15 protein-coding genes and 1 riboswitch are annotated in these 14,350 nt (G+C 59.5%); of the genes, 10 read left to right on the forward strand and 5 right to left on the reverse strand.

From position 1 onward, the window contains the following. Nucleotides 1-43 precede the first annotated feature (43 nt). The 5 genes from NWP14_RS04765 to NWP14_RS04785 all read left to right on the forward strand — a co-directional run bounded on the left by NWP14_RS04765 (nucleotide 44) and on the right by NWP14_RS04785 (nucleotide 4,535). Complete coding sequence (locus NWP14_RS04765; protein WP_375215098.1) at nucleotides 44-1,339, forward strand: glycoside hydrolase family 10 protein; 1,296 nt, start codon at nucleotides 44-46, stop codon at nucleotides 1,337-1,339. A 190-nt stretch (nucleotides 1,340-1,529) separates the two neighbouring features. Then, the gene (locus tag NWP14_RS04770) at nucleotides 1,530-2,102 is read left to right on the forward strand and encodes a peroxiredoxin (RefSeq protein WP_095097845.1); all 573 of its coding nucleotides are present in this window, start codon (nucleotides 1,530-1,532) and stop codon (nucleotides 2,100-2,102) included. 15 nt (nucleotides 2,103-2,117) lie between these two features. Then, the gene (locus NWP14_RS04775; protein ID WP_375214875.1) at nucleotides 2,118-3,350 is read left to right on the forward strand and encodes a protein-disulfide reductase DsbD family protein; all 1,233 of its coding nucleotides are present in this window, start codon (nucleotides 2,118-2,120) and stop codon (nucleotides 3,348-3,350) included. Between the two features lie 14 nt (nucleotides 3,351-3,364). After that, the gene (locus NWP14_RS04780) at nucleotides 3,365-3,919 is read left to right on the forward strand and encodes a sigma-70 family RNA polymerase sigma factor (protein ID WP_095097839.1); all 555 of its coding nucleotides are present in this window, start codon (nucleotides 3,365-3,367) and stop codon (nucleotides 3,917-3,919) included. Next, entirely contained in the window at nucleotides 3,906-4,535 is a 630-nt protein-coding gene (locus NWP14_RS04785) for an NrsF family protein (RefSeq protein WP_095097836.1), read from the forward strand. Before NWP14_RS04780 ends, NWP14_RS04785 begins: the two co-directional genes overlap by 14 nt. Here NWP14_RS04785 and NWP14_RS04790 read toward each other — a convergent pair. From NWP14_RS04790 to NWP14_RS04810, 5 genes are all read right to left on the reverse strand, one after another. After that, complete coding sequence (locus tag NWP14_RS04790) at nucleotides 4,532-5,851, reverse strand: type II toxin-antitoxin system HipA family toxin (protein WP_375214876.1); 1,320 nt, start codon at nucleotides 5,849-5,851, stop codon at nucleotides 4,532-4,534. The genes NWP14_RS04785 and NWP14_RS04790 overlap by 4 nt on opposite strands. Further along, nucleotides 5,851-6,123 carry a type II toxin-antitoxin system antitoxin HipB gene (gene hipB / locus NWP14_RS04795; protein WP_375214877.1) on the reverse strand — a complete coding sequence of 91 codons (273 nt, stop codon included), beginning with the start codon at nucleotides 6,121-6,123 and terminating at the stop codon, nucleotides 5,851-5,853. Before hipB ends, NWP14_RS04790 begins: the two co-directional genes overlap by 1 nt. 182 nt (nucleotides 6,124-6,305) lie before the next feature. Then, nucleotides 6,306-6,866, reverse strand: coding sequence for an RNA polymerase sigma factor (locus NWP14_RS04800; RefSeq protein ID WP_375214878.1), 561 nt, complete (start codon nucleotides 6,864-6,866; stop codon nucleotides 6,306-6,308). A 5-nt stretch (nucleotides 6,867-6,871) separates the two neighbouring features. After that, nucleotides 6,872-7,297: a hypothetical protein gene (locus tag NWP14_RS04805; RefSeq protein WP_095097827.1), complete on the reverse strand. Its 426-nt coding sequence runs from the start codon at nucleotides 7,295-7,297 to the stop codon at nucleotides 6,872-6,874. Between the two features lie 146 nt (nucleotides 7,298-7,443). Continuing rightward, nucleotides 7,444-8,682: a sensor domain-containing diguanylate cyclase gene (locus tag NWP14_RS04810; RefSeq protein ID WP_095097824.1), complete on the reverse strand. Its 1,239-nt coding sequence runs from the start codon at nucleotides 8,680-8,682 to the stop codon at nucleotides 7,444-7,446. 683 nt (nucleotides 8,683-9,365) lie between these two features. After that, a riboswitch (TPP riboswitch) is annotated at nucleotides 9,366-9,467 on the forward strand. 65 nt (nucleotides 9,468-9,532) lie between these two features. Between NWP14_RS04810 and NWP14_RS04815 the strand changes: the two genes are divergently transcribed. The 5 genes from NWP14_RS04815 (at nucleotide 9,533) to NWP14_RS04835 (ending at nucleotide 14,345) form a co-directional block, all read left to right on the forward strand. After that, nucleotides 9,533-10,228 carry a TenA family protein gene (locus NWP14_RS04815; RefSeq protein WP_375214879.1) on the forward strand — a complete coding sequence of 232 codons (696 nt, stop codon included), beginning with the start codon at nucleotides 9,533-9,535 and terminating at the stop codon, nucleotides 10,226-10,228. Next, nucleotides 10,225-10,953, forward strand: a complete 729-nt coding sequence (locus NWP14_RS04820) for an ABC transporter ATP-binding protein (RefSeq protein WP_375214880.1) — start codon at nucleotides 10,225-10,227, stop codon at nucleotides 10,951-10,953. The genes NWP14_RS04815 and NWP14_RS04820 overlap by 4 nt, the downstream gene beginning before the upstream one ends. Then, nucleotides 10,950-11,690: an ABC transporter permease gene (locus NWP14_RS04825; RefSeq protein ID WP_095097816.1), complete on the forward strand. Its 741-nt coding sequence runs from the start codon at nucleotides 10,950-10,952 to the stop codon at nucleotides 11,688-11,690. The genes NWP14_RS04820 and NWP14_RS04825 overlap by 4 nt, the downstream gene beginning before the upstream one ends. A 27-nt stretch (nucleotides 11,691-11,717) precedes the next feature. Then, nucleotides 11,718-12,653, forward strand: coding sequence for an ABC transporter substrate-binding protein (locus tag NWP14_RS04830; protein ID WP_095097813.1), 936 nt, complete (start codon nucleotides 11,718-11,720; stop codon nucleotides 12,651-12,653). A gap of 306 nt (nucleotides 12,654-12,959) precedes the next feature. After that, entirely contained in the window at nucleotides 12,960-14,345 is a 1,386-nt protein-coding gene (locus NWP14_RS04835; protein WP_095097810.1) for a diaminobutyrate--2-oxoglutarate transaminase, read from the forward strand. Nucleotides 14,346-14,350 lie beyond the last annotated feature (5 nt).

Below are 14,350 nucleotides of genomic sequence, written 5' to 3' on the forward strand. Positions count from 1 at the left end.
GAATAAGCCCACGTCTATGACTATCCGCTCTCGTCGCTTTTTTATGGCTACCGTGGCCGCATCGGCCGCGTTGGTGGCGACCGCCTTTATCCTCGCCAGCTGCAGCAGCCAGCCGCCTCGCTCGCTGGTTACGCCGCTGCCGCCGGCGGTTAAACAGCCGGCGCTGCCCAAAACGCACGGGCCGGTACGCGGGGTCTGGCTGACGACGGTCTCACGCCTCGACTGGCCGCCGGTGGGCTCGATCATTGCCAGCAGCCCGGAAAGCCGGATTAGCCAGCAAAAGGTGGCGCTGATCGCCAAGCTCGATAATCTGCAGCGCCTCGGGATTAACACCGTGTTCTTCCAGGTCAAACCCGACGGCACCGCGCTGTGGCCCTCAAAGATTTTACCGTGGTCCGATATGCTGACCGGCGCCATCGGCGAGGACCCGGGCTACGATCCGCTGCAGTTTATGCTGGATGAAGCGCATAAGCGCGGGATGCGGGTTCACGCCTGGTTTAACCCCTACCGCGTCTCGGTGAACACCCGCCCGAAAACCGTCGCCGAGCTCAACCGCACGCAGTCGCAAAGTCCGGCCAGCGTATTTGTGCTGCATCGCGACTGGATCCGCACCGCAAGCGACCGCTTTGTCCTCGACCCGGGCATTCCGCAGGCTCGCGACTGGATAACCAGCATCGTCGCCGAAGTCGTGCAGCGCTACCCGGTCGACGGCGTGCAGTTTGACGACTATTTCTACACCGAGACGGCGGGCTCAGCCCTTAACGACAATCAAACCTTCCAACAGTATGGCCAGGGGTTCGCCAGCAAAGCGGACTGGCGCCGGCACAATACGCAGCAGCTGATTGCGCAGGTGTCGCGCACGATTAAGCAGATTAACCCCAACGTTGAGTTTGGCGTCAGCCCGGCCGGCGTGTGGCGCAACCGCTCCCACGATCCCGCCGGCTCAGACACGCGCGGCGCGGCGACCTATGATGAGTCCTACGCCGATACCCGCAGCTGGGTACAGCAGGGGCTGCTCGACTACATCGCGCCTCAGCTGTACTGGCCCTTTGCGCGCGACGCCGCCCGCTACGACGTGCTGGCGAAATGGTGGGCGGAGGTCGTCAAGCCTACCCGTACGCGGCTCTATATCGGCGTGGCGCTCTACAAAGTCGGCGAACCGTCAAAAAATGAACCCGACTGGATGGTTAACGGCGGCGTGCCGGAGCTGAAAAAGCAGCTGGACCTCAACGAGTCGATTCCCGAAATCCAGGGCACCATTCTGTTCCGCGAGAACAACCTGAACCAGCCGCAGACCCGGCAGGCCGTCAACTATCTGCAGAACCGCTGGGGAAGTTAGCCCATCCCGCCGGCTGAACCCCTTTAGCCGGCGTTCTCTCCCTGCGTTCTGCGCCCGGCTCATCACGTCATCGGCCGGGCGCACTTTTTTTTCACCTGCGCGCAACTTTTCCCTCCGCTGCGGCGAATTGAATAGCTGAGATGAACGAGTTTGGCCAAACCGGCACTCCCCAAAATCGCAGGAGCAGATAATGACACGCATTAAAAACCTCATCCGTACCCTGACTATGACCGCCGCGCTGGGTCTGTCCGCCACCGCGTTCAACGCCGGCGCGGCGCTGCCCGTGGGCGCTAAAGCGCCGGACTTTAAGCTGCAGGGCGCCCTCGCCGGTAAACCGCTGACTTTCTCCCTGCAGCAGGCGCTGCAAAAGGGGCCGGTGGTGCTCTATTTCTTCCCGGCGGCCTTTAGCGCCGGCTGTACCATTGAAGCTCATGACTTCGCGGAAGCTACCGACAGCTTCACTAAAATGGGGGCCACCGTCGTTGGCGTAACCGCGGGTAATACCGACCAGGTCAGCGACTTCTCCAAACTGGAGTGTCGCGATAAGTTCGCCGTCGCGGCGGACCCGGGAGCTAAAGTCGCCGCGCAGTATCAGACGCTGATGGAGATGAAAGGTAAAACGCTCTCCGATCGCACTTCGTACGTGATTGCGCCGGATGGCAACATCCTGCTGAGTTACACTGATAGAAACCCGGATGCACATATTGAGAAAACGCTCGCTGCCGTGAAGCAGTACGACGCTTCTCACCCGCAAACCCATTAAGTAAAGAGGCCAGCGATGTTAACCGCGATGCTGGCCGCCTTTATTGGCGGCATCATTCTCAACTTTATGCCCTGCGTTTTTCCGGTGATCTCCCTGAAGGCGCTGGGGCTGCTGCGTCACTCTGATAACGCCGCCAGCGCCCGCCGTGAAGGCCTGGCGTTTTTGCTCGGCGTCGTTATCACCATGATGGCGCTGGCGGGCATTCTGCTGGCGATTCGCGCCGGCGGCACCGCCGTCGGCTGGGGCTTCCAGCTGCAGTCGCCGCTGGTGATCGCGCTGCTCTCCCTGACGATCCTCGGCGCGGCGCTTAACCTGCTTGGCGTCTTTGAAGTCGGGCTGACGGCGCAGCGCGTCGGCGGGCTGGATATCGGCCGCAGCGCTTTTATCCGCTCGGCGCTAACCGGCGCGCTGGCGATCGTGGTCGCCACGCCCTGCGCCGCGCCCTTTATGGCCAGTGCGATTGGCTACGCGTTGGTCCAGCCGCCGGCGGTGTCGTTAACCATCTTTCTCGCGCTGGCATTCGGCTTCGCCGCGCCCTTTACCCTGGTGTCGCTCTTTCCGGCGCTCGCCAGAATATTGCCGCGCCCCGGTCCGTGGATGGATATCCTTAAACGCGCGCTCGCCTTTCCGATGTTTGGCGCCTGGGCATGGCTGGTGTGGGTCCTGGCCCAGCAGGCCGGGAGCGCGGCGTTAGCCGCCCTGCTTGCCGCCTCGGTGGTGCTCAGCTTCGCCGCCTGGCTGTACGGCATTGCGCAACGTCGCGCCTTCCAGGGCAAGGGACACAAGGCCCTCTTTGCGGTTACCGCCGCGCTGATTGTGGCGGTCATTGCGCCGCTGCCGGGGCTGGTTAAACCCGCCGCCTCCTCGCCGGATGCCGGGCAAACGGCGGAGGTGTCGTCCCAGCGCTGGACGCCGCAAACCGTCGCCGCGCAGCGCGGTCACGGTAAGGCTATCTTCGTCAACTTTACCGCCTCCTGGTGTATTACCTGCCAGGTGAATGAGAAAACGTCGCTCTCCACCCAGGCGGTGAAAGAGGCGCTGGCAAAAACCGATACCGTCTATATGGTGGCGGACTCGACTAAATTTAATCCGGACGTAGACGATGCGCTCAACCAGTTCGGCCAGGGCGGACTGCCGCTGTATGTGGTTTATCCGGCCGACGGCGGGCCGCCGAAAGTCCTGCCGCAGGTGCTGACGCCGGGGATTGTGGTCAACGCCCTGACCCAGGCCGCCGGCAAAAAGGCGTAATAACAAGGCGGATTATGCAAACAAACGATAGCGCGCGCGACAGCTGGCCCGCGCTAATGGAGCAGGCGCAGGCGGGGGATCAGCTCGCCTACACCCGCCTGCTCAAAGCGCTGGTGCCGGTGATCCGTTCGCAGGTGCGGAAACGGATCGCCGACGAGGCGCTGGTGGAAGATGTTATCCAGGATGTACTGCTCAGCGTACATCGGGTGCGTCACACCTACGATCCGGCCTTTCCCTTTCTGCCCTGGCTGCTGGCGATTATCTCGGCCCGATCCGTTGACGCGCTGCGACGGCGCGGGCGCTATCAGCACTGGGAACTCTCTGACGAGGTGCTGCCCGAGGCGGCAACTGCCGATCCGCCGCGCCAGGACAGCCGGGAGGAGCTGGCGGGCTATCTGCAGCAGCTTCCCCTGCGCCAGCGCGAAATTGTCGAGCACGTTCATCTGCGAGAAATGAGCCTGACGGAAGCGGCCACCCATAACAATCTAAGCGTAGCGGCGGTGAAATCGCTGCTGCATCGGGCGTTGAAAAACCTGCGCCGATTTGGAGCTCATCATGACCGATCATAATCTGCTTATTGAAAAACTGGGCCGCGAAATGCGCCCGGTAAAACGTCCGTGGCCGATCGGCTGGCGCGTCGCGGGCTGGCTGGCCGTTGCCCTGCCTTGCGCCTACGCCGCCAGCTTCCTCGTACGGCGCGGCCTGACCGACTGGTCCCAGCCCGGCGCGAGCCTGGCCGTGGTGCAGCTGGCGCTGGCATTTTTGCTCGGGACGTTAACCATTCGCCGCGCGTTCACCATGAGCATTGCCGGGCGCCGGAGCATCAGCTGGAAGGCCCTTTTGCCCATTGGCCTGATGTGGCTCGGCCTGAGCATCAGCAGCATTCCCGGCGACGCGCCGCCGCTGCACGATGACGACAGCGTCAGCTGTTTCACCTTTCTGCTGGTCGTCAGTACGCCGATGATGGCGCTGATGATCGCCAGCCTGCGGCGCACGCGGGCGCTCTATCCCGCGCGCAGCCTGGCGATGGCGGGGCTCGGCGTCGCCAGCCTTGCGGTAAGCCTGCTGGCGTTTTGTCATCCGGTGCATCTGCACCTGCTGGATTTTGCGCTGCATCTGGCGGCGATCGCGACGATCGTCGCGCTGACGGTGATTGTCGGCAAGCGTTGGGTTAGCGTCCGCTAACCCGCCAGCCCGCTTTGCAGCCGCGCATGGTTCCTGAGGGTGTGAGAAATAATGGCCTGGTAAACCGTCGGCGAAAAATCTCCCGGCAACGAGGCCCTTACCGCATCGACCGCCCGCGGCAGGTTATCGGCAAAATAGCGCAGGATCTCCAGCATCTGCTGCTGCGCAAATCCCACCTCCTTCGCCGTGGCGAGGAAATGACGCGGATAGATCGTTTGGATCTCCGTTTTCCGCCCTTTGGTTGCTTTCAGGCTCATCGACAGCTTCAGGTCGCTGATATGCAAACCCGCGCCCCCCAGCACAGGAAAAGCCGAGATGATGTCGTAGAAAGGCGTCAGGCGGTAGCTGCCGCCGGGCTGAAGAAAAATGGAAAAATTCTTCGCATGCCCGTCGGTGGCGCCGATCAGCCATTGAAAAACGATGAACTTCATAAAATCGTAGCGATCCTTCAGCGCCTCGCTGGAGCCCAGCAGAAACGCCATAATTTGCGCCACGCCCGGCCCGCCGTCCGACTCGTACTTCATCGAGGAAGGCATCCCGAACGCCTGGCACAGATCCTCCTGCGGCAGGCGCAGCAGACGCGTGTTTTCCTGCGCCCAGCGGCGGTCAAAGCGCTCAACGGCCAGCGCCCGGGTGCTGCGGGTGGTGATAATTTCAGCCTGCGGAACGGCAAAGCCCAGCTCCCGCGCCAGGGCCAGACATAAATATTCGTTGTCCACGCTTTCGCTAAGATCCAGCACCGCGTCCGGCTGCCTTATCTCGCCGATCGGCAGCTTGATAATATGCGTCGTTGGCGTTGTCGCCGTCGGTATGCACCAGCGGCCGTCCATCTTCAGCAGCGCCGTTTTCTCCTGAGCGCCGGCGACCGATATTCTGAACTCCTCCTGGCCGTTAATCATGCCGAGCGGAATATCCGCGCGATAGGCCGTCAGCAGCGCGTCAAGCCGGACGTCGTCGAGCGGTTCCCAGGTCAGGCCGCCGGTCGCCGGTGCGTCGCCAACGGGGAGTAAGGTGACCGCCCCGACGCTATCCCGCCCCACCTCGGCCAGCAGATCGAAGGGCTGCTTCGAGCGGGCCTGGTAGCGCTTGACAATGCGATCGCGCACCAGCGGGCTATCGGGCAGCAGGTTGTCGAAGTAGTTAAACACCGCATCCGAGGTGATGTTGCCGAACTGCAGCGGCAGCGACAGGGAAAGCGGTCGCGCGCGCGGGTTTTGTATCCAGCCCCGATCATAACGGAACTGATGCGCGCCGTTGCTCAGCTTGATCAGCTCCCCGACGCGTTCATTATTCATCCACGTCACGAGCGTTGCCATTACCACTCCAGATCCGGTTGGCTATCGTTTTGCTCAAAGGCCGAGGCCGCGCCCTTTTCGCACACCGTCATCGTCATTTCCAGAGATTGTAAAATCTTAAACAGCGTCGTTAAGGTGGTTTTATCCGGATGGTTTTCGAAGTTCGAGATCGTCGCCTGCTTAATGCCTATCCGGCGGGCCAGATCGCTTTGCGTCCATTGGTTTTTTTGCCGGACCAGCTTGATATGGTTTGCCAGCTGGGCCGGGCTGTAGATCGTCGGGGGCGTTATCATCGTCTTTATCTATCCTCTTGTGGGGATAAGACTCTGTTTATACCCTGGTGAGGATAATGTCAACGCTCGCCGTAAATATCCCCACAAGAGGATAAAGACTGCGGTATCCTTTAGTGGGGATAAATCATGAAATATCCTCACCTGAGGATATTGACCGCGGTGCCCGGCGATTGGGCCAGGCCTTAGTCGGTTATCAGCTCATCATAGAGGGCGCGCAGGCGCGTACGCAGATAGAGCACGGCTTTATGCTTGCGCGAAAGAAGGGCCTGCTCGCTGGCCCCGCACTCGGCGGCCAGCTCTTTATAGCTGTAGCCCAGCAGCTCGGTCTTTTCAAAGACCTCCCGCTGGGCGGCGGGCAGTTCGGATAACGCCTGGTTCAGCTCCTCCCACAGCAGCTCTTTCAGGTACTCGTCCTCCGGCGTTTGCGGCACGCCGAACAGGGTCTCCGCCAGCTCATCTTCCGGGAACTCTCCTTCCTCATCCCCGCTGAAGTAGTCCGCCAGCGGCAGCTCGCGTTTTTTGCGCGCCCGGTCGGTCATTTCGTTACGCGCGGCGCGGAACAGCCAGGCGGCGACGTTCTCCACCGGCTGCTCGACCTTCATTAATTGCCAGGTCACTTCCTGCAGGATATCGTCAGCCTCGTCGCGTACCGAGGCGCGGCCGCGGATAAAGGCCTTCAGCCGGGAGCGGCAGGCGTTGAGCGCCGAAATGAGCAGTGACTCTCCCGTCGTTGCGCCTTTCATTTCGCTCACTCGGTCGGCGTCGTTTTAGACGCATCGTCTGCCGGCTGGGCGGGGTCGTTACGGCGATCGCGCCAGCCGCAATGCCCGCGATGGCCGCGGCGACCAAAGCGCTGCATAAACTCTTCGCGCTGTTCGGGATTCATCTGCATCCAGCGTTCATGCATGCGCCGACGCTCGCGACCCATCCCGAACATGCCCGGGCGGAAGCCAAGGCCGCCGAAGAGGATCCGCGACAGCGCCAGCAGACCTAAAGCCTGCCAGAAGCCGATGCTTTTAACCCCAAGAATGGCCGGCAGCAGCGCGTTCCACAGCGACATCACCACCAGCCCGAGTATCGCGACGATCGCCACGCCAACGATCAGCGGTTTGCCCATCCGGTGGCGACCAAAGCCGCAATGACGGCGGTTTTCATGCATATCTAAATTTCTCATCTTCTTGCTACCTCATGACTGTCGTGAAAAGTGACTGCTGATGAGGTAGACGAATGAGCCGGAGAAATATTGCTAAGAATTTAAAAAAAACGGCTAAATATATTTATGCGGCGAATATTTTATTGCGGGGCCCATCGCGCCGCGCCTCAATATTTTTCCACCAGATGCAGCTTCACCTGGTTTCGCCCTTCTTTCTTCGCCGCATACAGCGCCTTATCGACGCGATTGAACAGTTGGTCGATCTCTTCATCATCCTGACGATCGGCGACGCCGATGCTGACGGTAACCGGGCTGGGATGATCCGGCATTTGATGGCCGCTAACCGCAAGGCGAATGGTTTCCGCCATTTGCAGCGCCATCGCAATGGAGCGTTCGGGAAGAAATAACAGAAACTCCTCGCCTCCCCAGCGATATATTTTGTCCTGATGCGTCACCGTCGATTCAAGGATCCGGGAAATCGCCAGTAAAACCTCATCGCCTTTCTGATGGCCGTAGCTATCGTTAATGGCCTTAAAGTTATCGACATCAACCAGCAGCAGGCAGAAGCCGCCAGCTGTAAACGAAGCGGAATCAACGATGCGATAAAACTCACGCCGGTTAAGCAGACCGGTCAGCGGATCGTGCGAAGCTGAAAACTCAAGCTCGCGCCTTAAATGCACCTCTTCGGTTACGTCATGCACGATGCAGAGCATCAGGCGAATATTGTATAGCACCACCGGACCGGCGTAGGTTTGAACGTGGCGAATGGAGCCATCGGCGAGAATATGGGTGAAATTGAGCGGCTTATGGCCTCCAGGCAGGCTTGCGACGTTGCGCATGATCGGCAAAACATCGCGGCCCAAAGTATTAATCTGCCAGGTATGCTTCGCCCGCATCTCATCCGAGGTGTAATTATAAAAGCGCAGCGCGGCAATATTGGCATCAATAATTCTGCCGTCCCGGTGAGGATCGATTAATAACATGGGCGCGGAGTTGGTCATAAAAAAGCGGGAGAAAAAACCGTTACTGCGCCGCTGGTAATGCCGGGAGGAGGTATTGATAGACTCATTTTGCTGCAGCAGCTTTACCGCCTCGAAGAGAATCAGCGTGTCATATTCTTCTGATTTAATCAGCGTGGTTTTACAGTAAATCGAGGTCTGGCCGTCGGCGGAATTAATTGTCCAGACTTCAAAAATCTCGGCAATATTTTTGCAGTAATAGAGGTAATTCTGCAGGCTCACTTCCGGGCAGGTGGAGAATGTCCCTTTGCGCATCTCATCCAGCGACATATCGCCGCTGAGGGTTCTGGAGGCCTGGTTGCTGTAGAGGATGCGCTCTTTGAAAGGATGAACCACCCAGACGGGGGTGGCTAACAGGTCGAAAATAATTAATTCTTTTAATAGCATGCCGCCCTCCACCCTCTATACATCGTCTATCAGTAATCCGGTCACATGAGCATTTATCGCCTGCTGGCGCAAAATCAAATTAATCAGAGAGTTCAAAGGGATGACGCAGAAGCGCCAATTATAGACCCATTTTTAATCACAGACGGTGTCTGAGCTGGCAAAAAACGTTACGCACCGCTCCTGACCAGCATTGGTACCTATTATTCAATTCATTTCAAATGGAGAGAGGAAACCAACAGAGTTAGTCGTATCTTTTTTGTCCATCTGCTGCGGGTCACTTTACCTCTTTCCGCGAGCTTTTTCTCTCGCCGGACGCCTGTTTTTCTCTGCGCTCAAGGGGCTGCCCGGCGCCAGCTGCTGCCGGGGGAATAGCGGCTTCATGCACTCTCCAGGCGATATGGTTTTTTACTCCCCAGGTCACTGAAGAATAATGGCTTTCAGCCTATGAGAATATATAGTACGCGCCGCGGAGGTCCCCACTGCCGGCGGCCGGTTTTCGCCTTACTTTTGGATAAAAAAGCGCGATAAATCACACTAATTAGCTATAAAAATTTCCCTGCCCTTGGCCGTCGTGCACTTTTCAGCTAATGACCACGTGACACCGTCACTTAAACGGAGCGCAATCCCCTGGCGCAATGACCCGAAGCCGGGATTGTAATCAAAAAGTGAATGCCGTATAACATGGCCCTACCGAGGGGTGTCCCGTGAGGGCTGAGATGGCGTAAGCCGAACCCTTTGAACCTGATCTGGGTCATGCCAGCGAAGGGACGGGTCGGCAATTTTGCCAGTTTTCCGCCATTGCCTGTTCATACTTCTGCACGCCCGGATCTCCCCTTAATCAGGAGGTCCTGTGATTCTTCCCGCATTTACTCAAGGTATCTACGGTCGTCTGCGCCAGCAGGCGGGACGCGACTGGCAGCACTACGTCGCCCATCCCTTTTTACATCAGCTGGCTGACGGCACCCTGCCCGAACGCGCATTCCGCCGCTACCTGACGCAGGACTATCTGTTTTTGATCCACTTTGCCCGCAGCTATGCCCTGCTGGTCAGCAAGCTGCGCACGCTGCCGGAGATGCGCGCCGCGGCGGCCTCGATGAACGCCATCCTCAGCGAGCTGCCGCTGCACGTCGGCTACTGCGCCGGCTGGGGGCTGGATGAAGCGATCATGGCCGCCGAGCCGGAGGCGTCTGAGACGGTCAACTACACGCGCTACGTGCTGGATATCGGCCACTCCGGCGACGCCCTGGATCTGCTGGCCGCGCTGATGCCCTGCGTGGCCGGTTACGCAGAAATTGGGCTCGGGCTGCTGCATAGTCCGCAGACCCGCCTGAGCGATAATCCCTACGCCTCGTGGATCCATAACTATGGCGACGAAGGCTATCTCAACGGCGTCAACGCGGCGATCGCCCTGCTGGAAACCCTCTGGCAGCAGCGCGGCGGCGAGTCGAGATTCGCTGAGCTCAGCGCCATCTTCGCCACCGCCACGCGCCTGGAGGCCAACTTCTGGCAGATGGGGCTGAATGCGGTAACGGAGGCGTCGGCGTGACTCCCCCGGCCATCCACGTCCGGGAACTGGGGTTACGCTTCGGTTCGCGGGTCGTTTTTGAGGATTTATCGTTCGATATCCCCGGCGGGCAGTGGGTCTCCCTGCTGGGCGCCAGCGGCGCCGGAAAAACCAGCCTGCTGCGCATCATCGCCGGCCTCGCGGCGCCGACATCCGGCCAGGTCTACGCCAGCGACGGGCTGCCCGTGGCGAAACGGCTGGCGTGGATGGGACAGAAGGACCTGCTCTATCCGTGGCTGAACGTGCGCGATAACGTAGCGCTCGGCGCGCGCCTGCGCGGGGAGCGCGTTGACCGTTCGCGCGTGACAACCTTATTGTGCCAGGTCGGGCTGGAGCAGTGCGCCGACGATCGCCCGGCGTCGCTCTCCGGCGGAATGCGTCAGCGCGCGGCGCTGGCCCGCACGCTGTATGAAGACCGCCCCGTGGTCTTAATGGATGAACCCTTCTCCGCCCTCGACACCATCACCCGCACGCGTATTCAAACCCTGGCGGCTGAGCTGCTGGCCGACCGGACCGTGGTGCTGATTACCCACGATCCGATGGAAGCCTGCCGCCTGAGCCACCGTCTGCTGGTGCTCGCGCCGTCCGCGGGCGGGATCGACGATTCGCACCATTTGTCTGGCCTGCCGCCGCGGGCGGCGGACGATCCCGCGCTGCTTGCCAGCCAGGCGGAACTGCTGCAGCAACTGATGAGGGCCGACGGATGAGGGGCAAACTCCTGCGCGGCGCTGTGGTGTTTGGCGGCCTGCTGCTGGTCTGGTGGCTGGTGACCCGCAGCGGGATCCCCGCCTTTCTGCTGCCTTCGCCATCGGCGGTCGCCGGCGCCCTGTGGCTCAACCGCGCGTATCTGGGCTGGCATACCCTGGTGACGCTAAGCGAAATTCTCAGCGGACTGCTGCTCGGGGTCCTGCTCGGCGTGGTGCTGGCGCTCTGCATGATCGTCTCGCCGCGGCTGCAGCGCTGGCTGATGCCGCTGGTGCTGACCAGCCAGGCCATCCCGGTGTTCGCTCTCGCCCCTCTGCTGGTGCTGTGGTTTGGCTTCGGAATGAGCGCCAAGGTGATGATGGCGGTGCTGGTGATCTTCTTCCCCGTCACCTCCGCGTTCTTTGACGGCCTGCGGCGGGTCAATCACGACTATCTCGATCTGGCCCGCACGATGGGCGCCTCCTTTGGCGCACAGCTGCGCCACGTGCGGCTGATGGCCGCGCTGCCGGCGCTGGGGTCCGGCCTGCGGATGGCCGCCGCCGTCGCGCCGATTGGCGCCATCATCGGCGAATGGGTGGGCTCAGCCGAAGGGCTCGGCTACGTCATGCTCAACGCCAACGCCCGGCTGCAGACCGACATCTGCTTTGCGGCCCTGTTTATTTTAGTGCTGCTGACCGTCCTGCTGTGGCTGGCGGTCGACGCTTTCTTGCACCGGCTGATCGACTGGACGCCGGAATAATGAGCTGTACGGATAATAAGGAATACCATGAATAAACGTATTTTTGCCGGGATGGCCCTCAGCGCGGCTATCAGCGCACACGCTGCGGCGAACGAGAAGCTAACCCTGGTGCTGGACTGGTATATCAACCCGGATCACGCGCCGATTATGGTTGCGGAACAGATTGGCGCCTTTAAAGAACAGGGCCTCGACGTCAAAATCATTCCGCCATCCGACCCGGCGCTGCCGCCGCGGCTGGTGGCCGCTCGCCAGGCCGACCTGGCCATAACCTACCAGCCGCAGGTGCATTTTTTCGCCGATGAGGGGCTGCCGCTGGTGCGCGTCGGGACGCTGATTAACTCACCGTTAAACACTATTATTGCGCTGGATAAGAGCATCAAAACGCCCGCCGACCTGAAGGGGAAAAAGGTTGGCTACTCGGTGAGCGGCATCGAACAGGCGACGCTGGCAACTATGGCGCAGTCGGCGCATATCGATCCGCAAAGTATCAAGCTGATCAACGTTAACTTCCAGCTGACCAGCGCCCTGCTTGCCGGCCAGGTCGACGCGGTTATCGGCGGCTACCGCAATATTGAGGCGCTGGAGCTGAAGCTGCAGGGCAAAGAGCCGCAGGTCATGAACGTAGAGGATTACGGCGTGCCGGCCTACGACGAGCTGGTGATTGTCGCCAACCGGGATGAAGCGCACGCGGCGAAAATCAAAAAATTCCTCGTAGCGCTGCAAAAAGGCGTGACCTGGCTGCGCGCCCACCCGCAGGAGACCTGGCAGGCCTTCGCCGCCGCGCATCCGGAGCTGAATACCGAGCTCAACAAGCAGGCGTGGCTGCAAACGATACCGCTGTTCGCCACCGATCCGGCGGCGCTTGATAAGCCGCGCTACGAAGCCTACGAACAGTTTTTGTTTAACAATAAGTTGGTTAAAAAAATCACACCTTTATCGCAGTACGCTATCGAACTGCGTTGAGTAACCTTACCGCTGGCGGAACTATTTCCGCCAGCGGCGTCAGCGAAGCGGTAATAAAACAGGGTAAAATCCTACACTAATAATTACACTTTTTATGGTTTTATGAACGTTAAAATAACGGATAAAAATCAGCCATTTATCATTAAATTTAACAATGTAAAAATAACGTAAAAATAGCGCAATAAATAAAACGTTGAATGCGGATTTAAAAAGCCATATATTGTGCGCGCTTTATGAATGGCGATTCATTTTCTTAAACCAATTATTCAACCAGGGTTCAACCGTAACGCTGGTTGTGGGAGTGATATGATGACGGATAAAGTCCGTATTGATACTTTAAGTGCAGATTTATTGGACGCAAACAACGAAACCTTTTTGGCCCGTCAGGCCGAATTCGAATCGAACGTCAGGAGTTACCCGCGCAAGCTGCCATTGGCCATTACCAAAGCGGAAGGCGTATGGCTGACCGATGCGGATAACAAACAGTACCTGGACTGCCTTGCCGGTGCTGGAACCCTGGCTCTTGGTCATAACCATCCTGACGTGCTGCAGAGCATCCAAAGTGTCATTACCAGCGGCTTGCCGTTACATACCCTCGATCTGACAACTCCGTTAAAAGATCGCTTCTCCGAATACCTGCTCTCTTTATTACCGGGCGAAGGTAAAGAATACTGCCTGCAGTTCACCGGCCCGTCCGGCGCTGACGCCGTTGAAGCGGCGCTGAAGCTGGCGAAAAAATACACCGGCCGTTCTTCGGTCATCAGCTTCTCCGGTGGCTACCACGGGATGACCCACGGCGCGCTGTCGGTGACCGGAAACCTGTCACCGAAAGAAGCGGTTAACGGCATGATGCCGGAAGTCCAGTTTATGCCGTACCCGCATCAGTACCGCTGCCCGCTGGGTATCGGTGGTGAAGCCGGCGTGAAGGCGCTGACCTACTACTTCGAAAACCTGATCAACGACGTTGAAAGCGGCGTGCGTAAGCCTGCGGCGGTGATCCTTGAAGCCGTTCAGGGCGAAGGCGGCGTGAACCCGGCGCCGGTCGAGTGGCTGCAGCGCATCCGTAAAGTGACCCAGGAGCACGGCATTCTGCTGATTATCGATGAAGTCCAGGCCGGCTTCGCGCGTACCGGTAAGCTGTTCGCCTTCGAACACGCGGGCATTGAGCCGGACATCATCGTGATGTCCAAAGCCGTAGGCGGCGGTCTGCCGCTGGCCGTTCTTGGTATCAAGAAGCAGTTTGACGCCTGGGAACCTGGTCACCACACCGGTACTTTCCGCGGCAACCAGCTGGCAATGGCAACCGGCCTGACCACCCTGCGTCACCTGAAAGAGAACGACATCGCCGGTAAAGTTGCGGCCCAGGGCGAGTGGCTGAAAGGCAAGCTGGCCGAAATGCAAAAACGCTACCCGGTCATTGGTCACGTTCGCGGTCTCGGTCTGATGATCGGCATCGAAATCGTTAAGCCGAACGAAGCTCAGGATCACATGGGCTGCTACCCGGCCGACGGCGCGCTGTCTGCCCTGCTGCAGAAAAAATGCTTCGAAGCGGGCCTGATCCTTGAGCGCGGCGGCCGTAACGGCTGCGTCCTGCGCCTGCTGCCGTCGCTGCTGATCAGCAACGCTGAGCTGGAGATTTTCTTCGACAAATTTGAACAGGCCCTGCTGGCCGCCGGCGTAAAACCGGTCTGAGTGGA

It is taken from the genome of Klebsiella sp. C349492, assembly GCF_042055345.1.
Lineage (GTDB): Bacteria > Pseudomonadota > Gammaproteobacteria > Enterobacterales > Enterobacteriaceae > Klebsiella > Klebsiella scottii.